A 23,528-nucleotide genomic window follows, 5' to 3' on the forward strand; every position below is an offset into this window, starting at 1 on the left:
CTTTCATTAATATTCGTCTTCGTTCCAAAGGAAATCCTCGTCGGTAGGATAATCACTCCAAACCTCTTCGATAGATTCATAGATCTCTCCTTCGTCTTCAATTGCCTGAAGGTTTTCAACGACTTCCATTGGTGCACCAGTTCTGATTGCATAGTCAATAAGTTCTGCTTTTGTCATTGGCCAAGGTGCGTCACTTAGGTATGAGGCTAATTCTAATGTCCAGTACATAATTTTCTGATTTTTTGCAAAAGTATAAAATTAGCTTATATTATACGCTTTTTTATACTTGATTTTCAATTCTTTTTGATTAATTTTTATTCATTGGCCGTCATAGACTGCGTTACAGCTGTGTCAGCAACTTACATGATGTCATTTTCTCAAAAACCATTCCACAAATTTTTTTATGCCATTTTGGAAGTCTGTGTCTGGTTTGTAGCCAATTAATGTCTTGGCTTTTGTAATATCTGCATTGGTTTTCTGGACATCTCCCGGCTGCATTGGCAGATTTTTCTTCGTGGCAGAAATTCCCAGGGTATTTTCTATTGTATGCAGCATTTCGGATAAAGTAACCACCTCACTTTCTCCAAGGTTAATAATTTCATACACTCCGGAATGAGTTTCTAAATAAAGAATAGATTTCGTAATTCCGTCTATAATATCATCAATATAAGTATAGTCTCTTGCTGTATTTCCATCACCATAGAATGGAATTTCCTGTCCTTCCGAGATCAGTTTTGTAAACTTGTGGATGGCAAGGTCTGGCCTCTGTCTGGGACCGTAAACCGTGAAAAACCTAAGCTGGATCATGTCTATATGGTACAGATTATGGTAAACATGTCCTAAAATTTCGCCGCTTTTTTTGGTTGCGGCATAAGGTGAGATAGGGTGGTCTACATTATCCGTTTCTGAAAAAGGAGTTTTTTCATTGTTACCGTAAACACTTGACGAAGATGCACATATGAACTTATTAATATTGAATTCTTTACAGAGTTCCCAGAGATTCATCGTTCCACGAACATTCACCTCTTCATATTCCAGAGGTCTTTCAATGGATGGACGTACGCCCGCAAGGGCTGCCAGATGAATAACAAGGTCAATTTTGTGGTTTTTAAAAATGGTTTCAAGGCCCCTTTTATCACGGATATCCTGATAATACATCTGATACCTGTCCGAACGGGAAATAGCCGTTAAATGTCGGATATCGGTCTCTTTGTCCGAAAACTCAAAATCCGAAATTTTGTCAATAGATTCTAATGTGTTTTTAATTTTTGTCTGATAATTATAGAAATCATCAAAATTGTCAACGTTTATGACAGAATGTCCATTCCTTAATAATCGTTCTATTAAGTGTGAACCTATGAAGCCGCTTCCTCCAGTTACAAGATAAATCATTTGTGGATTTTTAATGGGCAAATTTATTAATAATACTTGAATGCTGTTTTCATACTTTTGTCAGAAAAATAATCAATGATCAATTTCCGAAAACTATTTGTATTACCCAAGGAAGAAGATGAAGAATTTACATTCCAGGAAATAGAAGAAGGAATTTATTTTCGGGGACACAATTTATGGCTTCTGGTAATTTCTATGGGGATTGCATGTGTAGGCCTGAATATCAACAGTTCAGCAGCTGTTATTGGGGCAATGCTTATTTCACCGTTAATGGGACCTATTGTAGGAATGGCGTTTGGTCTTTCTACAGGAAACAGAAGGCTTATAAGACTGGGAATTATCAATTGGGTTTTGATGATTGTTGTTGCGATTTGTTCCTCCGCGCTGTATTTTTTTATTTCCCCCTTTCATTCAGAGACTTCACAATTGGAAAGTTTTAAGACCGCTACGATTTTTGACTGTTTCCTGGCTTTATTGGGCGGTCTCGCCTGGTTTCTGGGAATTGTCAGGAAAGAGGCTGTGAAGGTAATTGCGGGCGTTGCGGTTTCCACGGCATGTATTCCGCCTCTCTGTACAGCTGGTTTTGGAATAGCAAATGGAAATTGGGAGTATTTTTGGGGAGGCTTTTATTTTTATCTGATCAATTGCTTTTTTATAGGAGTGGGCACCTGGATATTAAGTATATTTTTAGGCTATCAAAGATATTACAGAATAAAGGATAAATCTCACAACCGTAAAATTTCCGGTTTTATCAGTTTGATTTCAATTGTTATATTATTTCCGAGTATTCTGCTTACCAAAAAGAAATGGGAAAAGGAAAGGCTGAAAGAACGTGCGGAAAATTATATTAAGAATATTAAAGAAAGTCATTCGGAGCTGGCTATCATCAGCTATGAGGCATTTAAAGAAAATGATCAGGATTTTCTGAAGATAACACTTTTGAATGACAGTGTCACGATCAGTAAAAAAAGGCTGGATGCCCACAATGAAATGGTGAAAGATATTCACCTGATCTGGCAATATTCACCAGGGGTAAAAAGTACTGAAAATCCGGAAATGCAAAAACTTCAGAGCCAAATAACAGCGCTGAAAGAAGAAATAGACAGGATCAAATCTCAGAATAAAGTCAAATAAGTTTAATTTTAATATATTTACGTATAAACAGAACAATTATGCAGTTTCAAGGGCAAATTTTAAAAATGACAAGCTTCGATGCACAACCCATTCAATATTATCTGAATCTTTCCGGAGATCTTATTCATATGAACGAGTTGTTCGGAAAAGAGCTGAGGATAAAACATACCGGATTTCAGTGTGTTAACTGCGGAGAGAACAAACCTGTTTATAGAATGGGGTTCTGTAAGAGCTGCTTTTTTGAAAGTCCTTATGCGAGCGATACAATTATCCGGCCTGAGCTTTCTACGGCCCATCTGGGGGTCGCCGAACGTGATCTGGAAGTGGAAAAACAAATTCAGCTGCAGCCTCACACCGTATATCTTGCTTATACCGGAGATGTAAAAGTTGGTGTAACGAGAAATAACCAGATCCCGACAAGGTGGATCGACCAGGGAGCTACTTTTGCCCTTCCGATTGCCAGAACAGAGAACCGTTATGAAGCAGGAATGATAGAAGTAGCCCTAAAAGAGCATCTTCCTGACAAAACAAACTGGAAAAAAATGCTTCAGGATGATTTTGAGGGAGAAATGGATCTTGCCGATTTTCAGCAGAAGATCAGGCAGTATTTTCCTGAAGATTTTCAGAAATTCTATAGTGAAGGAGAAAACCTTTGGAAATTCGATTATCCTTTTGAAAAGCCCGCCAAAGTAACATCTTTTACGCTGGACAAAAAGCCAGAGTTTACAGGAAAGCTTATCGGTATCAAAGGACAGTATCTGAGTTTTAGCGGTGGAGATTTTATAAATGTAAGAGGACACGAGGGTTATGTAATTGAGCTGGAAATAAATAACTGATTTAAAAATTTCAGCTTAGAATAAGCTATATTCTAAGCTGAAATCAATAGGCGAAACTTTCGTTCAGCGGATGTAATAATTCACGCCGCACTCTAAGAATTTCTTAAAATCTTCTTTCGGCATATATCCGGAAACGGGGGTATTGATCACTTTTCCGTCCGGTGTTATCAGGACATAATGCGGCTGGGAATTGTTGTTGAAATTCACCTGCTGGAATAGACTCCACCGGTCACCAATCGTTTTTACCTTTTTGATTTGCCCGTCCCCAAGATCTATTTTCGTTTTCTGATCCTCAGGAAGCTCTTCCTTGTCATCCACATACAGCGAGGCCAGTACCACATCATTCTGTAAAATCGGAAGGATGTCAGGTTCGCTCCATACGAATTCCTCCATTTTCCGGCAGTTTTCGCAGCCATAACCCGTGAAGTCGATCAAAATGGGTTTGTTTTCCTTTTTAGCCAGCTCAACAGCTTTAAAGAAATCATGTTCAGGATGCATCCCCAGAATACCGTCTTTTTCATCGTGAAGATAACTTACATTCAGAGGAGGCAGGATTCCGCTTAAAAGCTGTAGTTTAGGGCGTTCAGCAGGAATTAAGCCCTGGATCAGATAGATCACAAAACCTATTCCCAGTACTCCCAGTATCTTTCTTGTAACAGAAATTTTCGGTTTTTTATCATCGTGCGGAAACCGTATGATTCCGAATAAATAAAGCGCAAGTCCCAATGCAATGACAATCCAGATAGCAATAAAAAGTTCTCTTTTTAATAAGAAAGTCTTTGAAACCAGATCCGCCTTGGATAAGAATTTTAAAGCCAAAGCCAATTCTACAAAACCAAGAACCACTTTTACCGTATTCATCCATCCTCCGGATTTCGGAAGGCTCTGTAAAGCCTGCGGGAATAAAGCCAGCAATCCAAAAACGATGGCCCATGCCAGCCCGAATCCTGCCAGTGCAAAAGTAAGCAGCATAGGCACGTTGGTAGATCCCGTCACTGCGCTTCCCAGAAGGCTTCCTAAAATAGGCCCGGTACATGAAAAAGAAACAATAACCAGTGTCAGAGCCATAAAGAAAATCCCGATGATCCCTCCCGCTTCTTCCGCTTTCGAAGATTTGTTGGCAATAGAGCTCGGTAATGTGATATTATAATATCCGAAGAAACTTCCTGCAAAGAAGATGAATATAATAAAGAAGGCAATATTCAGCCATACACTGGTGGAAATTTCATTGAAAATATTTCCGGCAATTCCATCAATCAGATGAAAAGGAAGGCTCAGAAGAACGAAGATCAGAAGGATAAAAAATCCATAGATCAGCGCATCTCTTTTACCTTTTGCCTTATTTTTATTCCCTTTCGTAAAAAAAGAAACCGTCAGCGGGATCATAGGAAAAACACAGGGTGTCAGTAAAGCGATCAGCCCGCCTACAAATCCTAAAAATAAATAAGTCCAGTAGTTTTCTCCTACTTCTTCCACAGCTGTTCCGCAATCCGTCAAAGGTTTCTGAAAATCAATCGTTGCTATTTTTAACTGTTTTGGATCCAGTGTTGAAGTTTCTGTAACCGTTACTTCTCCTTTTTCAGGAGCTGCAGCCACCGTTTCTATAGCTTTTACCGAATCTTTTGTGGTTTCAGTTTTTTCTTCCGCCGCTTCCTCAGTTGCTCCTTTCGGGGTTACTTTCTGATTGAATTCTAACGTATTCGGAGCCAGACAAACCCTGTCATCACAAGTCTGATACGTAATTTCAGAAATAACGTCTGCAGGTTTTGCAGGATCTTTTAATTTAAATTTCTGTTTGAAACCGGCTGAATTGGAATAAAAAATGATGGTCCCTCCAAAAGCTTCTGAAAATTCCTCGTGCTTTTTGCCTACTTCAGTAAACTTTCCGATCAGTTCAATATTTTTTCCTGAAACCTTGTATTCAGTAGGAATTCCCGTGTCTTCAGGAAGATCTTTAGAATAAATATGCCAGCCGCTTTCCATCGTAGCATTTAAAACCGCTTCATATTGGTTGTTCCCTAAGTCGTTCACGGTGAACTTAAACTTTACAGGGTTCTTGATCTGTGCATTCATTCCTGCCGCTAAAAACAGCAGCACTGCTAAAAACCAGTTTCTAAATTTCATTGTCTGTTTTACTAAAATTAATTTGTATTTTTAATAGCTGGTGCTTATCCCCAAGGAAAAACCGGCACTTTCGGGAACAAACCTGCAGACACCACCTACGCAAAGCAATCCTCCTCTTTGTCTGCCATAAGAAGCCTGAATTCTTGTACTGCTTTTTCTAAAAACCAATCCTCCGGTATAATAATGCATTTGCTTTTCTTTATCAGAATTTCCATAGTTATAAAGATCATTTATGAACACCGACCAGTTTTTATTGAAATTATATTCAAAAAGACCAGCTGCCCAGTTCCCATGGTAGCCTTTTGCCCATTGATGCTGTAGTTCCAGTTTCATAGAGCTTTTGGAAAACCTGTAAATATTATCCAGAATGACGGTCTGTGCTTTTACTTCACCACTTGTCTCTTCAACTCTGTTCGTATTGTAGTACTGATTAATAAGCACCAATGCAGCCTTCCATTTGTCCTTCAGCCTGGTTCTGATATCAAGACTTTGATCGGAGTAATATTTTTCTCCTAATGCGAGAAAATCAGTATTGTAGCTGCGGGCATCATTGATGTATGATCTGTATGTTCCTTTCAATCCGTACCAGTTTGAAATATTCAGGGAAAGATCTGTCCCATATTTCCCGCCCAGTAATGTTCCTTTTTTTATCTTATAAAAGATGTCAAATTGAGAACCTATTTCTCCTGATTTCTTTTGAGGCAGAAATGAAAGCCTTGGTTGTGCCTGATACACATAAATATTGGCCAGGCTATAATCATACTGTTTGGTGAGCGACGGAATATAATTCAGAACGGCATTGTGGTAAATGTTTCCGGTCTGGTCCCGTTCCGAATAAAAATTAAAGTTTTCCAGCCTTCTCAGTCCCGCAATGATTCCGAATCTATCTGTAGCATAAGAAAGATTGAGCAGAAAAGCATTGCCTGAGAATATGTTATTCGGATCCAGAGTAGTTACTTGCTTAATATTGTCTTTGGTTTTGTAGAGGTATTCAGCTTCCATTGCGAACTTCGAATATTCCATTTTCATTCTGGAAGAATAGATGCTGACATCTTTAGGAAATTTAATGTTTTCCTTATTGTCTTCATATTTATTGACATAGCTGAATCCTATACTTGTGTGGAGGTCTTTTGTCTTTATCATATTATCCAGGTTCAGTTCGGCATCCAGTCCCGCGATCAAACCATCTGAAAGATTAAATCCTAATCTTTGTTTACCTAATAAAGCCTTTAGGGTAATGATTTGGCTTGGATCTGTGTATTTTATTTTTCCTCCCAGCAGAGAATTGGCAATCCCCAGCTGTTTGTCTTCCCACACACGTAATGCTAAACCACTTCCGAATTGTTCGTAAAAATGGCCTAGAGTTGCATCTATTCCTGCTTTTTCATTATTATAATTTATAAAATAAGTTCCCAGATTGGTTTTATTCAGTACCGGAGAATAATTAAGCAAAGCTTTAGGCTCGTAAGATTCAAGCTGTACTCCTGCTGTGAAATTTTTTAATTTATAACTGACATTCAGGTAGTTGTTTGATCTGAATCTTTGATCTTTTTCAGCATCAGAGAGCTTTACTTTATTGTCATCTATATAATATTGTGAATTGGATTCCAGATTTACGGATAATTGGCTGAAAAGATTAATACTGGTAAATAGGGCGGCCCCACAAATTAATTTTTTTTGCATAATTAATTACTGGTATTGTATTCTTTAATCTTTTTTATAAGTTCATCTTCATCTCCGGCAGAATAGCCTACATGAGAATATACCACTTTACCCTTGTGGATGATTATGGTGTGGGGAATGCTGTTGATATTCAAAGCTCTTTTGAGTGTTTGGTTAGAGTCTAGTAATACGGTGTATGGCCATCCTTTGCTTTTTACAATGGTTTTTACTTTTGATACCGTGCGGGCATCGTCTGTAGCAGCGGCAAACAGGGTAAACTTGCTTTCCTTCTGCCAATCTTCGTACTTATCATTGATAGAAGTAAGCTCCTCCATACAGGGAAGGCACCATGTTGCCCAAAAGGCAACCACAACCGGGTTGGAGGAATCTATTTTGGAAAAATTGACCCTATCACCGGATAAGGTGTTTACAGAAACATTAGGGATGTCCTGAGCATTAAAAAAGCTTAAGCAAAAAAACAAAGACCCTGATAAAATCATTTTCATCATAAATATTATTTTTAATAATTAAACGTATATTTTATTTGCTAATATATAATTAATTATGTAGTTTTAATGCGAAATCTTTACAATTTAACTGAAAATGTTGGTTTTATCTAAAATTTAAAATTAAAATTTTAAACCTATTTATTAACATAAGCCACACAAAGTTTCAGCTTTTATTTAAACGCATTAAAAAATTCAACAAACAATGAAAAAAAAGTTATTATTTCTAAGCTGTGTGATTTTATTTTTTTTGTTACTGTCTTCCTGTAGCGGATCGGCAAGTGACGAAGGAAATACTGTTGCTACTTATCTTACCATTTCTTCAGAGGGTGGTAACGAAAAGCTATTGGGAAAAACCTTTACTTTCAGGATAAAGGATAATCTCAATAATGACATTACTGCAGAAAGTGAAATTTTTGTCAATAGTGAGCTGATTAATGGAAATCTCTATACCCCTACTGACAAAGGAGTGTATACCATTAGTGCAAAATACAGAAACCTTCCGGTAAACCCTATCTCTGTAAATGCTGTTATCAATGACGGTGTCAATTTTAAGCACAGAATTCTGTATGAAGATTTCACGGGTACCTGGTGTGGAAACTGTACCCGTGCAGGTGCAAGGGCAAAAAACCTGAAACTGCAAACGGATGATGGTTTTGTCTTTATAGGGATTCATGGTCCAAACGGCCAGGATCCGTGGTCCAATACAGTAAGTACTGAAACTGAAATTTTTAAAAATGTTACGGGAACAGACCTCGGCTGGCCTACTATGTTCATTAACAGAAATACGATGTGGGATGATAGTGAAAACTATACAGACATGTCATTGCCGTTGTCACAGCTAAAAGCCTTCAGTAAAATTGGGATAAAAATAGGTTCTGCTGTGTCAGGAGATATCCTGAATATTGAAACCCGGATTTCTTTTGCCCAAAATTTTTCAGGGCTTAAAATGGCGGCGTTTATTGTAGAAGATGAGCTGGTGGGTAAGCAAAAGAATTATGTTCCTGCTTTAGGGCCTTCCACTATTTACGATTATGTACACCACAATGTTTTACGGAATAAACTGACCGCAACAGTAGCGGGAGAAAATATTCCGGATTCCCAGACAGGGATTTCCAATGAATATTCAAGATCATTTCAATACGCTGTTCCTTCAGGCTACAATCGTGCTCATCTTAAAATCATTGTTATGATAATGGATGGTAACGGAACGGTACTGAATGTGAGAGAAGAAAAAATAGGAATAACAAATACCTATGAATTTTTATAAAATTATTTAACAACCCTAAATCTCAAAAAAATGAAAAAGATTTTATTCGCTGTGTGTATCCTGATGTTCGGGATATACCACTCACAGACTTATTACAGTCAGGATTTTAATACCGCAGGGCTCAACGGATGGGTGAGCACTGATATTGATGGAGACGGGAAGCAATGGCTTAATGCAAATGCTTCCGGTATATATCCCAATCTCGGTTCGGGAACTCTGATTTCATATTCTTATAAAAACGGACAGGCACTTACACCCAATGACTTGATTACTTCACCACTAATCAATTTGAGTACGGTTACCGCTTCCAATGCTTTCCTGTTATATGATTTGATGACACATCCTCAAAATCCAGGAACACCAGAAAAATACTCTGTTTATGTCACTACAACCAATAATCCCACGGCCATTACAGCTACTGTTCCGGTTTATACTGAAAGTCCTTCGTATGCCGGAGTGGAAACAAAAGCTATTGACCTTTCGTCTTTTATAGGGCAGCAGGTATATGTATCTTTCAGGCATTATGATTCTATCCCTTTTTGGTTAATTGGGGTGGATAATGTTGTCGTTAAAACACTAAATAACAATGATGTCACCTTGAAAAACATTTCCTTAACCCGCTACGGAGTGATCAATACGGATTATTTTATTAAAGCAACCATAAAAAACAACGGGGCACAAAATATTAATAATGTAACACTTAACTGGAGTGACGGCACAGACCATTCTTCTGTGGTAGCTTTACCTATACCTTTAGCTGCCGGCCAGGAAAAAGTAATTATCCATCCTGTTGCTGTAAATTATTCTTCAGTAGTAGACAAGAATATCAGTGTAACCATTACCGGAATCAACGGATCTCCGGATTCCACTCCTGCAGACAATACATTGTCAACCCGATTTATAAGTATAAGCCAGAATTCTCCTAAAAAGGTTGTAATTGAAGAAGGGACAGGAACTTGGTGTGGCTGGTGTCCTAGAGGCGCGGTTGGAATGCATAATGCTGAAAATAGTTTTCCTAATGATTTTATAGGAATTGCTGTGCATGCGAGCAGTGGTCAACAGCTGGATCCTATGGAAAAAACCGAATATAAAGCAGGAGCTAATTTTTCAGGCTTTCCAAGTATGAACGTGGACAGGAGTCTCCTCGACCAGGCTGTGAGTTCTGATTTTTCTCAGGTTATTACGGAAAGAAAAAATTTATTAGTTCCGGTTGCACTGAATGCAGCTACTTCTTTAGCTGGCAGAACAATGACGGTGAATGCCTCAGCTATTTTCAGAACGAATTTCACGAATGCTAATTACAGATTTGCTGCAGTTGTTATAGAAGATGGTGTAAAAGGAACAACGTCCGGATATAATCAGAGAAATTACTATGCGGGGGGATCCTACGGAGCTATGGGAGGATATGAGACTAAGCCGGACCCGGTACCTGCAGCGGATATGGTTTATGATCATGTTGGGAGAATGTTGTTGGGAGGTTATACCGGACAGGCAGGTTCGGTGCCGGCTAATATTACTGATGGTCAGGTTGTCAGCTATACATTTACAGCAGATATTCCAACAGCTTATAATATAGACAAAATAAAAGTTGTTTTGCTTCTATTGGATGCCACAACCGGTGAAATAGTTAATGCGGCAGGACCATTTGCAGCGAATGGAGCATTAGGCACCAGTGATATTGATATGGGCACCAGCGATCCAACCTTATATCCTAACCCTGCAAAAGATTATTTCAAAATTGATGGAAAAGAAAAGGTAAACATTAAAATTTTTGATACAAATGGAAGAGTAATTCTTGAGAAAGAAGGTATAGAACCTAACACTTCAATTTCTATACAAAATTTAATAAAAGGAATTTATCTGGTTTCCATTAAAGAAAAAGATAAAGAACCGGTTACTAAAAAATTAATTATTAAGTAATTCCTCACAAAAACAAGGAAGTACAATAGTTAACTTCCTTGTTTTATAAATAAAAAATTATGAAAAACATGAATTACATTGTATTCCTGTGTGTTTTTCTGTCTGTTTACGGAAAAGCGCAGCTTACCTTAGCAAAAGAAGATGGAACCCCAATAAATAATGGAGGTATTATTACCTATAACAGTACGGAAGAAAACCAGGCAACTTTACATTATAAAATCATAAACACCTCTTCTTCAACCATCTATGTCCGGGTAAAGGTTGTGGATATTGTTAATGCTACTGGAAGTAATTTTCAGTTCTGTTACCAGAATACGTGTTTGCCATTTGTATCTTTGGGAGCCGTTTATCCAGGTAACTTAAAACCGGCAATCAGTATACCCGGTAACTCTGAAGTATCAAGCGGGTATACTATGTGGAACTCTGATACCGGATCAGGAACATTTCCAATTGATTATGTGCTGAAATATTATCTTGTTGATGATTTTAATAATGAATATGGCACACCTGTGACATTCACCTATAGATATAATCCAAATGCGACATTAACAGTAAATGATGTGGAAAAGAGCAAAGCTTCTTTTGCTGAAATCTCTACAACCAGTGTCAAATCCGGAATCATTATAACTTCCAAAGAAAACATATCCTATGTTTTGTATACTATAGATGGGAGAACTGCTTCTGCAGGAAGCCTTAAGAAAGGAAAAGATATAATAGATGCTTCTAATCTGGCACGTGGAAGCTATATCGTTTTTCTGAAAAATAATCAGGGAGAAATCATATCAAAAAAAATAATGAAAGAATAATTTCATTTAACCCGGAATACTTTACTTCACAAGCAAAAGGGCTATCTCACATTGAGATGGTCTTTTGCCTTTGGGGTGCAGTATCCTTTTTTTATCTTTAAAAAAAGGATGAACTGTATTGATTTTAGCATTATGAACTATAAACGAGTGAAAATTTACACTTAATAGTCTTATATTTAAACTAATATTTAGCAAAATGATGATATGAAAAGATGGATTAAAAAGTTACTCATTGGCTGCGGGGTTCTATTGGGACTTGTTCTCGTCATGAATTTCGGACTGAATATCTGGCTTAAAACCCAGCTTCCTGAATATATAAAGAATAATACAGAGTATAAGGTTTCCTATAAAACACTGGATGTGGACCTTAGTTCGGGAAATGTTTTTGTGGCGGGAATAACGGTAAACAGCAAAGATCCCCAAAATACAAACGTAATCGGGCTTCAGGGAACAATTGATACCATAAAGATCAGCCGTTTCGGAATCTATGACGCGGTTTTCAATAAAAGGATCAGTTCCTCTGATCTTCTTCTGGCTAAACCTAATCTAAATATCAGTCTCGCAAAACCTGTAGACCGTAAAACCGGGAAAAAACGAAATCCGGTCTTGTTTGAGAATATAAGGATCAATAAAGGAACGATCAATATTTTCAAGCATACCAAACAGAAATTTCTGTCTGTTCAGGAGCTTGATCTTTTTGTTGAAAACCTTCAGATGACCGAAGAATCTGTAGAAGATAAGCTTCCGGTAGTTTTTGACCGTTATGATATCAAAGGGAAGAATTTTTTCTTCCGCCCGGATAATGTTTATGCCATTACGATAAGCAATATTGCAACATCAGACGGACATATGTCGGTCGGAAATTTCCGTCTGGTTCCCCTGCTTTCTTTTGAACAGTTTAAAAGATTCTATCCAAAGAAACCAAAACTGTTTGAGTTTTCCATTCCAAAGATGGATTTTAAAGATGTGGTTTTAAAGAAGAACAAGATCTCACTGGCCAATGCTGATTTTGAAAATCCGGTTCTTACTGTACATAATACAGGAGTAAAGCCCAAAAAAGCTGAACAAAAATTGAATTTTGAGGTCAATCTGGAGGATGTGAAACTTAACAACCTCTCTGTATTAATCAATAAACCTGATGGAACCAGGCTGTTTTCTGCAAAAACACTGAATGTAAAAGTCAACCAGCTGAAGTTTGATAAAGTCACGGCAGCAGAAGTGATTCCTGTAGGGTATAAAGACTTTCATTTTTCAGGAAAAGATATCCAGTATTCAAATCACCGGAACTTTGCCCTTAAGAGTTTTGCGCTAAATCCTAAAAGCGGTGAAATCAGGAATCTGGTTCTGTCTCCTGGAACAATGGCAGCAGAGCGAGGTTCTGTGGACTTGCGAACCAGTCATATTGCATTCAATATCAATAAATTTGAATTTATTGAAAGGAAACTTAATCTGGATATTAAAGATCTTCTTGTTGAGAATATAAGCGGAACAGTTAAGGCTGCTAGAAATAAGATTAAAAGGAAATCAGGGCAGGGAATAATACAGTCAGTAATAGTCCGGAAAATGACCGTTAAAAATTCTGATATTGTTTACGATAAAGGAGCACAGCCGTTAGCATTTCACGACCTTAACGCAACTGTCAATGCCATTGAAATAGCCCGGAAGCCCAACAATCAGGGACTCTCTTTCAAAATTAAAGATTATTATCTCACAACCAGGAATTTTGCCTACAAAACACAGTTCTATAATTTAAGTGCAGGTCTTTTAAAATTGAATAAAAATAAGATCCAGATTAATAACTTTGCCATGAAGCCTCTCGTTTCAAGAGCCCGGTTTATCAAAATGATACCTGTTGAACGTGATCTGTATGATCTCAAGGCAGCACAGATAACGGCAGCTGGAACCTGGAACCTGTTTTCAGGGAATAAGTCGATTAATGCTTCCAATGTGACTGTTCTTTCTGCTGATGCCAATATTTTCAGAAGCAAGATCCCGAAAGATGATCCTAAAATAAAGCCTTTGTATTCCAGGCTGCTCCGGTCTGTAAAAATTCCAATGACCGTTAATAATCTTGATCTGAAAAATTCAGTTCTGGTCTATGAGGAAGATACTCCGGAAAGTGCTGGCCCAGGGAAACTGACATTCAGCAGTTTTAATATGAATGTTAAAAACCTTAATTCTGCCAAAACAAAAGGAAAATCAACCAAAGTAGATATCAGCATCAACTGCTCGTTCATGAATCTTGCGCCGCTTTCTGTGAACTGGGGCTTTGATGTGGCAGATCACAACGACAGATTTTCAATTTCCGGGAGAACATCCAATCTTCCCGCAAGCGGAATTAATCCGTTCATCAGGCCTTACCTTCATGTCACAGCTACTTCAGGAACCATCCAGGAAATGTTGTTTAATTTCAGAGGGAATCCTGCAGGAATAAACGGAACCTTCAACCTGAAACATAAAGACCTGAAGATTGCTGTTCTGAATAAGGATAATCGTGAGAAAAAAGGAGTGCTGACAGCTGTTGCCAACCTTTTTATAATTTCCAACTCCGGAAAGTTTCCGGAAGCGGTGGCGGTGGAAAATGTTGAGCGGGACCCTACAAAATCGTTTTTTAATCTTTTCTGGAAAGGAATTGAGCAGGGGCTGAAGAAAACTTTAATAGGACGGAATGTTGATAAAACAGAAAAAACTGTAAAAAATGCAGTTTCTTCAGTAAAAGAAGTGAAAGAAACCGTAAAAGAGGTAAAACAGGAGATTAAAGCCAAGAAAGAACTTAAACCACAGGAAGAGAAAAAGGAAAAAAAGGGGTTTCTAAAAAATGTCTTCAGGAAAAAAGAAAAGCCCGAAACTGAGTAATTCCGGGATTGTATCTTGAGCCTAAAGCCAGATTTAAAATCTTAAATTCAAATCTTAAAAATTAAATTCATCGCTTTCCTGAATTGGAATGTCTCTTAAAAAAGCATCAAATTCTTCACCTGGATAATTGCTGTCTGCTCCATAAGAATCTATGATCATTCCGTGGTTTCCGGCATTGTCCTTTACAACGTACAATACTGCATTGTCATCCGGATTGCTGTCCCCTTCAAAACGGTATGTTTTTAATATGGTAAGATCGGAAGGCTGGTATACTTTTTCTGAATTTTCAAATTTCATTTCACAAGCCTCATTCATTCTGAACTCTCTGTGAATCCCTCTTCCTGAAAGAGTATTCATGACCTGGCTCAAAGTTGTCATCCTGTCTGTATTTTCTGAATTATCCATAATATTATTTTTTAAAAGTACTACAATAATTAAACCATTGAATTGCCAAATTTAAATAAAAACACAATTACATCTTTGATTGAAATAATGCTGAATGTTAACAAAATTTATAATTCAAAAAAATAAAATAGGTATACTTTTTGCAATAGATAGGTTAATAAATCGGACAAAATATGAAAAAAGAAGTTGGCGTTTTACTGGCAGGGGGAGTTGGTCTTTTGGCAGTATTAGGTTTTATTGGAATAAAAAAGATATTGACTAAAAAAGATAAAAAATATAGTGATACCTATTCGGATTATCACAGACATTTTGATGAAAAAAACCACGAAGATGAATATCACGGAGTGGAATTTTATGCACTGAAGTAGTAAAAGAATATATTCAATTATGTTAAATCCGGCTCTGTCAAAGGGGCCGGATTTTTTGTGGATAACTTTAATGTTAAAACTTATTATTTTATAAGAAATCCACTTTAATTTTACATCACAATGCAGGACGAAAAATTCATAAAAGGACAGGGAGCGCAGCGAAACGTGATCAACCGTTTCGACAGGTATACCTATGAGCCTGATGATGAAGATTTCGAAACCGTAAAAACCTCTTTTACGGAAGTTTTTCCTAAAACCATTGTGAATCAGGTGAAAAGCGAAGACCTTCCCATGGAGTATTCCATGAATCCGTACCAGGGCTGCGAACACGGATGCTCCTACTGCTTTGCAAGGCCCACCCATGAATACTGGGGTTACAGTGCCGGAATTGATTTTGAAAGAAAAATCATGGTAAAGAAAAATGCTCCTGAACTGCTGGAGAAATTTTTTCAGAAAAGAGGTTATAAGCCAGCCCCCATTCTTCTTTCGGGAAATACCGACTGCTATCAGCCTGCAGAAAGGCAGTTTGAAATCACCAGAAAACTGCTTCAGGTGTGTCTGGATTACAGACATCCTGTTAATATTCTGACAAAAAATGCACTTGTTCTGAGAGACCTGGATATTCTGAAACCTATGGCAGAGCAGAATCTGGTCTCTGTGTCACTCAGTATTCCTACTATTAATGAAGATCTGAGGAGGAAAATGGAACCGAGAACAAGTTCGGCTCCAAATAAATTAAAAGCAGTGGAAATTCTTACAGAAAACAAAATTCCCGTGCATGTCATGGTGGCGCCTATTATTCCAGGGCTGAACAGTGATGAGCCGTTAAGCATTTTAAAAGCTATTTCTGATGCAGGAGCCTTAAGCTTCGGTTATACGCTGGTAAGGCTGAATGATACGGTAGAGCCTGTTTTTGTTAATTGGATAGAGACTTATTTTCCGGACAGGGCACAAAAGGTTTTAAACCTTATCCGCTCCATGCGCGGCGGAAAATTAGGCGATAAAAGATATTTCGAAAGGCAGAAAGGGGAGGGAAATATCGCAGAAATGATTCATAATACATTCAAAATCGGCAGGAAGAAATTTTTTGAAGGGAGAGAATTCCCCAAACTTTCTACAGCAAATTTTACCGGGGCCAAAGATCAGCAATTGAGGTTGTTTGATTGAGTTTAATCATTGTTTTCAGTAAAAAACGTTTTTAAAATAAAAACCGCTCCAAAAAGGAACGGTTTCTTATTCGTTTGATTTCAAAATCACATAGAGTCATCCGGGCATTGGAAATTGTCACTGCAGGCTGCACAGATTACAGTTCCGCTGCAATAATACATGCAGAATTCCGGTTCTGGAAGATTAATTCCTCCTGCTCCTGAGATACTTTTTAACTGGCCTTTGTTTAGTTTTTTTAAATTTTTCATACTGTTTTAATTAAAAATTTGATAGTAAAATAAAGATAATCAAAATATTTTTAACTAAAATGAAATGTGGTAGGTTTTAATATTAAAATTTTGTGATAATATGGGATTGGCAAAATAAAAAGTACTAAATCTCATAGTATAGTGAATAATATGGTTTAAGTCTTTGATTATTAGTAAAAAATATTTAATTTTAGTTTAATCAAAGCGGTATCCGAAAAGCTGATAGAGTAGGAAATATTAAAAACAATAACTATGAAAAATTTAAAAAGACTTTCACGGGGAGATCAAAAGAGAATTTCTGCCGGAGATCTCACTCCTTCTTTCTGTTTCGAAGGCGAAGGTCCGGGAACAGGAGGATGTTCTGCAGGGCAGATATGCTCAGGTGGAAAATGTGTACCCTATGTAGATCCGGGAACTGGCGGCGGAGGTTCAGGACCGGGTGGCGATACCTATACCTGTATTTGCCCATGGGGAACTTTTACGCAAACCACTCCATGTCCGGAATTTTATTGTATAACAGGATAATTTTATAAGTAAGGAATTTTAAGGCTGAATGAGAACCGTTAAAGGTCATAATGACAACGATGCTCTGTTGTATGGTCTAATCGAAGGCTAGATAAAACCTTTCAAATAACAGCTCTTTATTCGTCTTCAGTAACTAATACCAACTATAACTATGAAAAATCTAAAGAAAATTGAGAGAAAAGATCTGAAAGAGATCATTGGAGGATCAAAAAAATGTTTTGAAATAAGAGATACATTTGAAGATCCCTGTGCAGAACTGAATAATACGGGTATGGCCTGTTACCGGTTTAACAGCTGTAGTCTGTCCTGTGAGGTGACGTCTTGCGGACTTGGCTTCTAATCAGTTGCCTGTATAAAAAATAAAGTCAATAATTAATCTGAGGAATGAATTGACATTCAAATACAGATCAATTATTGACTTTTTATATTACTTTTTGATAAGTCCTAATTCAATAAGTCTTTCATGTAAAAATTCTCCTGCAGTGGTATCTTCATATAACTTAGGATTATTTTCGTCAATACAGTTTTCAAGAGCATTCAATGACATTTCGCTCACCGGATGCATAAAGAAAGGAATAGAGTATCTTGAGGTTCCCCATAATTCTCTTGGTGGATTAACCACTCTGTGAATAGTGGATTTCAGCTTGTTGTTGGTATGTCTGGACAGCATATCTCCAACATTGATCATTAATTCGTCCGGTTCCGCAATTGCATCGATCCATTCTCCGTTGTGGTTTTGAACCTGAAGGCCTTTCCCTTGAGATCCCATCAAAAGAGTGATCAGGTTAATGTCTCCATGAGCAGCAGCTCTTACCGCATCATCCGGCTCCTGAGTAATTGGCGGATAGTGGATAGGTCTTAAAATAGAGTTTCCTTCAGCGATCTTGTCGTCAAAATAAAATTCGTCCAGACCAAGATACAGAGCCAGAGCTCTTAATACATACTGACCTGTTTTTTCAAGCATTTGGTAAGCTTCTTTACCTACTTCGTTGAACTTTGGAAGTTCCTCAACGATTACGTTGTCAGGATACTGGGATTTGTATTTTGAATCATCAGACACATACTGCCCAAAATGCCAAAATTCTTTTAAATCACCTTTTTTAAAACCTTTTGCGGTTTCTTTACCGAATCCTACGTAGCCTCTCTGGCCACCGATTCCTGGGATTTCATACTTCTGCTTCGTTTCTACAGGCTGGTCAAAAAAATTCTTAACCTCTCCATAGAGTTCATCTACTAGTTTGTCATCAAGAAAATGGCCTTTTAAGGCAACAAAACCAATTTCTTCATAAGCTTTTCCGATTTCATTTACAAATTTCTGTTTGCGTTCCGGGTTGTCCGAAAGGAAATCACGCAGGTCTACACTAGGTATTTTATCCATTTTTAGAAATTTACGAATCACAAAATTACATATTTTTTAAATGAAATGATTTTAAAATAGGTATTTATCAGCTAAATTTGCTGTATGAAAAAATATTCTTCTAAGAGAAGTATTCAGATACTTGCCCATCTTCTTCAGCAGTACGGAATTTCAGATGTCATCATTTCCCCGGGATCCAGAAATGCACCTCTGGCTATTCATTTTTCGGAAACTGATGCTTTCAACTGTTACAGTATTGTAGATGAAAGAAGTGCAGCTTTTGTAGGAATAGGAATGGCTAAGAGTGAAAAAAAGCCCGTAGCAATAACATGTACAAGCGGTTCTGCGGTAGCAAACTATTACCCTGCAGTTACAGAAGCTTTTTATCAGAATGTGCCACTTTTGATCCTGACTGCCGACCGGCCTACAGATTTTGTAGATATTTTTGACGGGCAGACCATCAGACAAAAGGATATTTTTCATCAGCATTCTTATGGCGATTTTCAGCTCTTGGAAGACAGTAAGGAAAATGCTGAGGATGTTAATTTTGATATTATTAAAAAAGCTATTGAGCTCTGTTTTGAAAAACAGGGACCGGTACACATCAATATTCCGTTGGAAGAGCCTTTATACGAGCTGGTTTCAGAGCTTCCCTCTTTTCCTACCGTTGAAAAAACGATCAGGCATAAGGAATATGAAGTGCCATCCAATTTAATCGCAGACTGGCATACATCTCAGAGGATAATGATTCTTGTAGGAACCAGAGATCACAGTCCGGAGCTGGAAAGTCAATTGACGCAGCTGGTGAAAAACCACTCTGTTGTCATATTGAGTGAAGCTAATTCCAACCTGTATCATGAGAAATTTTTCAGACATATAGACCGTTATATCTTTAATTTTACTGAAGAGGATTACAAAACCTATGCTCCGGATCTTCTGATTACGATAGGTCAGAATGTGGTGTCCAAGAAAGTAAAACAGTTCCTGAGAAATGCCCGTCCGAAACAGCATTGGCACCTGGATGAAGTATGGCAGCCGGATACCTATTTCTCACTGACTGAAAAAATTGAAGTGAAACCTGAGGTTTTCTTTTCCAAGCTTCTGAAATTCATCAACCTTGAGCCGAGAGCCTATTTTAATCTTTGGGATGTATTAAGGGATAAAAAAGATGCCAGACATGAGCAGTTTCTGAATAAAGCTGAATTTTCGGATTTTTATTTCTTTAATAAAGCTTCACAGACCATTCCCGAGAATTACAATATCCATTTCAGTAACTCCTCTGCGATAAGGTATGCACAGCTGTTTGACTTTGGAAAAAGGAAAATGTACTGCAACAGAGGAACAAGCGGTATAGACGGTTCTACTTCCACAGCGATGGGCTTTGCCATAAAAAATGCGAATCCTACTTTGTTGATTACAGGGGATTTAGGGTTCTTCTACGACATCAACGGGCTTTGGAACCAGTACATTCCGCCGTTTGTAAGAATTATTATATTCAATAACGGTGAAGGGAATATCTTTAAAATCATTCCTGGGCCGGGCAATGCCAATCCTAATACCTTAGACGAATTTATAGCGACAAAACACCGTAAGCATGCTGAACATTTAGCAAAACATTTTGGCTTCTCCTATATCAAAGTGGAGGATGAGCCTACACTGGACAGAGTTTTGGAGAATTTCTTCAAACCGGATCTTCAGCCAAAAATCCTGGAAGTAAATACCTACGGAAAAAACAGTGCAGATGTTCAGAAAGCTTATTTCGAGTTCATGAAAGGAAACTAAAGATCAAGATATTCTTCGTTACCTGGTAAATTTGTAATCTTGTCAATAGGGTAAATAAACATATCATCAAAATCATTCATGGCATTAATCAGTTGAAAATGAGAGAACTGCTTAATATTCTGAAGAGTGATTTCGGTCTCCTTTATCTTTTTATGTTTCAGGAGGTTCTGTCTCTGTACACCATTCAAAAGATAGGTTGCCGGCGTAAACCAATCCTTCCCTTTTAGGAAAAGAATGTTGGAAAAAGAGGTGTCGGTGATGTGGTTGTTTTTAACAATAATGATTTCTTCAGCTTTTGATTTCATTTTCATTTTGTCCAATTCCTTACGGTCTTCAAATTTGAAAGAATAGTCGAAGCTATTGTTCTCAACCAGCTGAAAACTCTGTATCTCAGGAATGGCGTACGGGATCATCATGGTCCGTACCCTTTTATCAAGGTCATAGGAAAGTCTCAGTTTGAAAAGGCCGTCTTCATCATGTTCGAGATTTTTGAAGATCTTGGCCAGATCAATAGAACCCTCTTTCCCAAAATGGGCAAAAGTCTGGTTGATACGTTTTTGATGTAGTTCCAAGAGAAAAATTTCCTGATCTTCTACTTTTATGCTTTCAATGAATTGGGACATAGATTTTATTTTTCATTTCCTGATATTCGTCTTCTAACTTACTCATATGGGTTATACCACCGCCACTTTTGAAATAAAGCTGGTCGCCTTGTTTTTCAATAAAGCGTATCATCACGCAGCTGTCAAGGTTTTCACCGTCAAACCAGCCGCATACCCCGGTATAATACCCCCTGTCATATCCTTCCGCATCTAAGATTATTTCCAGCGTTTTGGTCTTTGGTGCTCCAAGAATTGATCCGGCGGGAAGCATTTTTTTCATCATGCTGCCTATTTTTCCTGCAAACTCAGGTTTTATCTTTCCTGAAATTTCAGAACTCATTGCATACAGATCTTTCTGCTGTGTTCTGATGAGGTCTATATGCTGGAACTGGTCAACTTTCACATCATCTGCCACCATACTGAGGTCATTACGGAGAAGATCTACTACTGTATAATGCTCTGCCTTCTCTTTTTTATCGTTTTTCAAAACTTCAGCCGCATTTTCCAATGATGCATCAATAGTACCTTTCATTGGGTAGGTGGAAATTTGGCCGTCAATAATCTTTACAAAAGTTTCAGGAGAAAAAAATACAAAAAAATCTTTATAAAAAACTTTGTACTTCGCATTTGAGTGATAAAAAATTTCTTCGAGGCTTAAATTGGTCTGAATTTCAGTCTTTCTGGTATAATTGACAAGGTAAGAATTTCCAAGACGGATATTTTTCTGAACTTTTTCAAATCCTTTTTTAAAGCTTTCCTGCGTTTCCGGAAATGACTTCCATTCAATTTTTTTATTGAGGGCGTGTTTCTGTTTTGAGCTTGAAAAATGCTGAAATTCAATTAATAAGCCTGATTTTTTAATTTCATTTTCTGTATATATTTCTATATTTTCCGAAAGGAAATCGATCATGAAAAAGTACGGGACCTTCTGAAGGGAAAGTTCGTCCATTTCCATAAATTTTTGATGATTCATTGAAAACATCCTGCAAAAATAATTAATGATGATTACTTTTGTGTAAAATTTTTTTAATGCAGAGCAGATATCCTCAGAAACCGGGAATAGATTTTATACTGAAGCAGGCTTTTTTCTATTGGAATAAGACACTTTTCTTTCAATTAATATTTTCAATCTTTTATTTTGGAATCTTTTTTACCGTGTTTTTCTTTTTTGATGGAAGATATGGTATTCTAGCCCAATATGCAGAAGCTGCGAAATATGCAAAAGACGGTGTAGAAGCCTATTCTGCGCAGGTCGTAAAAATGCAGTCCAATCCGGGATTTCAATATTTTTCCTGGGCTATTATCGGAACCTCTATTTTTCTTTATCCCCTCAATATCGGGTTTTATCAGATTTACAGAAAAATTGATCTGAAAGAAAAGCTGGAATTGGGCGACCTTCTTGTAGGCTACAACGGATTTAATTTTTTCAAATACATAGGCTATTATATTTTCTGGTCATTTGTTTATATTTATACATTTCAGACCATTGTTCTTGCCGTTATATGGGTATTTGTCACCATCTTCGTAGCCCCACTCATGTTTTTCAGCAATAAGAGAATTTTCGAAGCGATTTCATTGAACCTGCAGGCATTAAGAAAATATTTTTTAGAAATACTGGTATGCGTTATTGTGGCAGTTTTCTTTAAGTTTATCGGATTTGCATTATTTTTTATCGGGGGTCTATTTACGTTTCCGTTTTGGAACGCAATGATCTACTCGTTGTATAAAACTGTTTTCTCGGAAAAAAGTTAAATTTTAAAAAGGTTTAATACGGTTTTTATGCCAAAAAAAGTTAAATTTGGTGAAACCATTAAATATTAAACTATGTCAGAATTTAACGAATTTGATCAGCAGGGATCTGTTCCAAACAAGGATACAGGATCTATTATTTCGCATTCTTTTGAAATGTATAAAGGCGTTTTTCTTTACGGGATTGTCGCGATGATAATTTACCTTATAGGAGGGTTCATCATACAGTCTGTCAGCGGGTTCAATTCCGCAACCATGATGGAAGAAATGAGGGATGCAAGAGGAGATTACTCAAGTTTCAGCTACTGGGATGCCCCGGGATTCTCACTTTATCTTTCACTATCAGGTCTTTTGGGAATTTTACTGGCTCCATTATATGTAGGGCTGATTTATATTGTGAATAAGTACAATACTAAAAATCAGATCGATTTTGCAGATTTATTTATCGGGTACAAACAGAATTTTGTGAATATCCTGATCTACAGTATTCTTTCGGGAATTATTTCAAGTGTTGCGATGGCACTGTGTTTCTTCCCGGTTATTTTTGTTTACCCTTTCCTTTTATTGGGATATCCTATCCTTTTATTCGAAAATGCATCGGCTACTGAAGCATTAGGGAAGTCATTCAATATTGCCAAAGAAAATTACGGAACGTTTCTTGGTACAACGGTATTGGGAGCGCTGATTTCTATTGCAGGAATTGTTCTGTGCGGGATTGGTATTATTTTAACAGCCCCTTTCATGATGATCGTTATGTATTCCACTTACTGTGCTTTTTTAGGAAAACCGAGACAAATAGAATTTAAGAAATAAATAACA

23 protein-coding genes are annotated in these 23,528 nt (G+C 37.4%); 13 read left to right on the forward strand and 10 right to left on the reverse strand.

Annotated elements, in window-relative coordinates:
• Positions 1–6 precede the first annotated feature (6 nt).
• Together J4Q03_RS11505 and J4Q03_RS11510 are read right to left on the reverse strand one after the other, a co-directional pair.
• Positions 7–228, reverse strand: coding sequence for a DUF2795 domain-containing protein (locus J4Q03_RS11505; RefSeq protein ID WP_002662059.1), 222 nt, complete (start codon positions 226–228; stop codon positions 7–9).
• 141 nt (positions 229–369) lie between these two features.
• Entirely contained in the window at positions 370–1,392 is a 1,023-nt protein-coding gene (locus J4Q03_RS11510; protein WP_426048315.1) for a GDP-mannose 4,6-dehydratase, read from the reverse strand.
• Positions 1,393–1,467: 75 nt separating this feature from the next.
• On the opposite strand from J4Q03_RS11510, the gene J4Q03_RS11515 reads away from it, so the two are divergent.
• On the forward strand, positions 1,468–2,526 hold the full coding sequence (locus J4Q03_RS11515; protein ID WP_426048316.1) for a DUF389 domain-containing protein: 1,059 nt from the start codon (positions 1,468–1,470) through the stop codon (positions 2,524–2,526).
• Positions 2,527–2,564: 38 nt separating this feature from the next.
• Positions 2,565–3,362 (forward strand): DUF2797 domain-containing protein, encoded by a 798-nt coding sequence (locus tag J4Q03_RS11520; RefSeq protein ID WP_426048317.1) that lies wholly within the window; start codon positions 2,565–2,567, stop codon positions 3,360–3,362.
• Between the two features lie 63 nt (positions 3,363–3,425).
• Here J4Q03_RS11520 and J4Q03_RS11525 read toward each other — a convergent pair whose 3' ends face one another.
• The 3 genes from J4Q03_RS11525 to J4Q03_RS11535 are packed head-to-tail and all read right to left on the reverse strand — an operon-like array spanning position 3,426 to position 7,657.
• Positions 3,426–5,486 carry a cytochrome c biogenesis protein CcdA gene (locus tag J4Q03_RS11525; RefSeq protein ID WP_426048318.1) on the reverse strand — a complete coding sequence of 687 codons (2,061 nt, stop codon included), beginning with the start codon at positions 5,484–5,486 and terminating at the stop codon, positions 3,426–3,428.
• A 30-nt stretch (positions 5,487–5,516) separates the two neighbouring features.
• The gene (locus J4Q03_RS11530; protein ID WP_426048319.1) at positions 5,517–7,169 is read right to left on the reverse strand and encodes a DUF6029 family protein; all 1,653 of its coding nucleotides are present in this window, start codon (positions 7,167–7,169) and stop codon (positions 5,517–5,519) included.
• Positions 7,170–7,171: 2 nt separating this feature from the next.
• Positions 7,172–7,657 carry a TlpA family protein disulfide reductase gene (locus tag J4Q03_RS11535; RefSeq protein ID WP_426048320.1) on the reverse strand — a complete coding sequence of 162 codons (486 nt, stop codon included), beginning with the start codon at positions 7,655–7,657 and terminating at the stop codon, positions 7,172–7,174.
• A gap of 202 nt (positions 7,658–7,859) precedes the next feature.
• Between J4Q03_RS11535 and J4Q03_RS11540 the strand changes: the two genes are divergently transcribed.
• The 4 genes from J4Q03_RS11540 (at position 7,860) to J4Q03_RS11555 (ending at position 14,506) form a co-directional block, all read left to right on the forward strand.
• Positions 7,860–8,924 (forward strand): Omp28-related outer membrane protein, encoded by a 1,065-nt coding sequence (locus tag J4Q03_RS11540; protein ID WP_426048321.1) that lies wholly within the window; start codon positions 7,860–7,862, stop codon positions 8,922–8,924.
• A 30-nt stretch (positions 8,925–8,954) separates the two neighbouring features.
• Positions 8,955–10,844 (forward strand): Omp28-related outer membrane protein, encoded by a 1,890-nt coding sequence (locus tag J4Q03_RS11545; protein ID WP_426048322.1) that lies wholly within the window; start codon positions 8,955–8,957, stop codon positions 10,842–10,844.
• A gap of 59 nt (positions 10,845–10,903) precedes the next feature.
• Positions 10,904–11,650, forward strand: coding sequence for a T9SS type A sorting domain-containing protein (locus tag J4Q03_RS11550; RefSeq protein WP_426048323.1), 747 nt, complete (start codon positions 10,904–10,906; stop codon positions 11,648–11,650).
• Between the two features lie 204 nt (positions 11,651–11,854).
• Positions 11,855–14,506 (forward strand): hypothetical protein, encoded by a 2,652-nt coding sequence (locus J4Q03_RS11555; RefSeq protein ID WP_426048324.1) that lies wholly within the window; start codon positions 11,855–11,857, stop codon positions 14,504–14,506.
• Between the two features lie 54 nt (positions 14,507–14,560).
• On the opposite strand, the gene J4Q03_RS11560 is transcribed toward J4Q03_RS11555, so the two are convergent.
• Positions 14,561–14,911 carry a hypothetical protein gene (locus tag J4Q03_RS11560; RefSeq protein ID WP_426048325.1) on the reverse strand — a complete coding sequence of 117 codons (351 nt, stop codon included), beginning with the start codon at positions 14,909–14,911 and terminating at the stop codon, positions 14,561–14,563.
• A 173-nt stretch (positions 14,912–15,084) separates the two neighbouring features.
• Here J4Q03_RS11560 and J4Q03_RS11565 point away from each other — a divergent pair, with 173 nt between their 5' ends.
• A complete protein-coding gene (locus tag J4Q03_RS11565) occupies positions 15,085–15,279 on the forward strand; it encodes a hypothetical protein (RefSeq protein WP_426048326.1) in 195 nt (64 codons plus the stop codon).
• Positions 15,280–15,399: 120 nt separating this feature from the next.
• A complete protein-coding gene (locus J4Q03_RS11570; RefSeq protein WP_426048327.1) occupies positions 15,400–16,446 on the forward strand; it encodes a PA0069 family radical SAM protein in 1,047 nt (348 codons plus the stop codon).
• An 86-nt stretch (positions 16,447–16,532) separates the two neighbouring features.
• Here the strand turns inward: J4Q03_RS11570 and J4Q03_RS11575 are convergent, their stop codons facing one another.
• Positions 16,533–16,694: a bacteriocin-like protein gene (locus J4Q03_RS11575; protein ID WP_426048328.1), complete on the reverse strand. Its 162-nt coding sequence runs from the start codon at positions 16,692–16,694 to the stop codon at positions 16,533–16,535.
• A gap of 252 nt (positions 16,695–16,946) precedes the next feature.
• On the opposite strand from J4Q03_RS11575, the gene J4Q03_RS11580 reads away from it, so the two are divergent.
• The gene (locus J4Q03_RS11580) at positions 16,947–17,219 is read left to right on the forward strand and encodes a hypothetical protein (protein ID WP_426048329.1); all 273 of its coding nucleotides are present in this window, start codon (positions 16,947–16,949) and stop codon (positions 17,217–17,219) included.
• Positions 17,220–17,370: 151 nt separating this feature from the next.
• Positions 17,371–17,559: a bacteriocin-like protein gene (locus J4Q03_RS11585; protein ID WP_426048330.1), complete on the forward strand. Its 189-nt coding sequence runs from the start codon at positions 17,371–17,373 to the stop codon at positions 17,557–17,559.
• 87 nt (positions 17,560–17,646) lie between these two features.
• On the opposite strand, the gene J4Q03_RS11590 is transcribed toward J4Q03_RS11585, so the two are convergent.
• Positions 17,647–18,597: an isopenicillin N synthase family dioxygenase gene (locus tag J4Q03_RS11590; RefSeq protein ID WP_306841373.1), complete on the reverse strand. Its 951-nt coding sequence runs from the start codon at positions 18,595–18,597 to the stop codon at positions 17,647–17,649.
• 84 nt (positions 18,598–18,681) lie between these two features.
• On the opposite strand from J4Q03_RS11590, the gene menD reads away from it, so the two are divergent.
• Positions 18,682–20,358 (forward strand): 2-succinyl-5-enolpyruvyl-6-hydroxy-3-cyclohexene-1-carboxylic-acid synthase, encoded by a 1,677-nt coding sequence (gene menD / locus J4Q03_RS11595; protein WP_426048331.1) that lies wholly within the window; start codon positions 18,682–18,684, stop codon positions 20,356–20,358.
• Here menD and J4Q03_RS11600 read toward each other — a convergent pair.
• Both J4Q03_RS11600 and J4Q03_RS11605 read right to left on the reverse strand, forming a co-directional pair.
• Positions 20,355–20,981, reverse strand: coding sequence for an aminotransferase class IV (locus J4Q03_RS11600; RefSeq protein ID WP_426048332.1), 627 nt, complete (start codon positions 20,979–20,981; stop codon positions 20,355–20,357). The two genes, menD and J4Q03_RS11600, sit on opposite strands and share 4 nt — an antisense overlap.
• Positions 20,965–21,942, reverse strand: a complete 978-nt coding sequence (locus J4Q03_RS11605; protein WP_426048333.1) for an aminodeoxychorismate synthase component I — start codon at positions 21,940–21,942, stop codon at positions 20,965–20,967. The genes J4Q03_RS11600 and J4Q03_RS11605 overlap by 17 nt, the downstream gene beginning before the upstream one ends.
• Positions 21,943–21,989: 47 nt before the next feature.
• Between J4Q03_RS11605 and J4Q03_RS11610 the strand changes: the two genes are divergently transcribed.
• A complete protein-coding gene (locus J4Q03_RS11610) occupies positions 21,990–22,712 on the forward strand; it encodes a hypothetical protein (protein ID WP_426048334.1) in 723 nt (240 codons plus the stop codon).
• A 72-nt stretch (positions 22,713–22,784) separates the two neighbouring features.
• Positions 22,785–23,522, forward strand: coding sequence for a beta-carotene 15,15'-monooxygenase (locus tag J4Q03_RS11615; protein ID WP_426048335.1), 738 nt, complete (start codon positions 22,785–22,787; stop codon positions 23,520–23,522).
• Positions 23,523–23,528: the final 6 nt, after the last annotated feature.

The organism is Chryseobacterium sp. NFX27 (genome assembly GCF_049887855.1).
Taxonomy (GTDB): Bacteria; Bacteroidota; Bacteroidia; order Flavobacteriales; family Weeksellaceae; genus Chryseobacterium.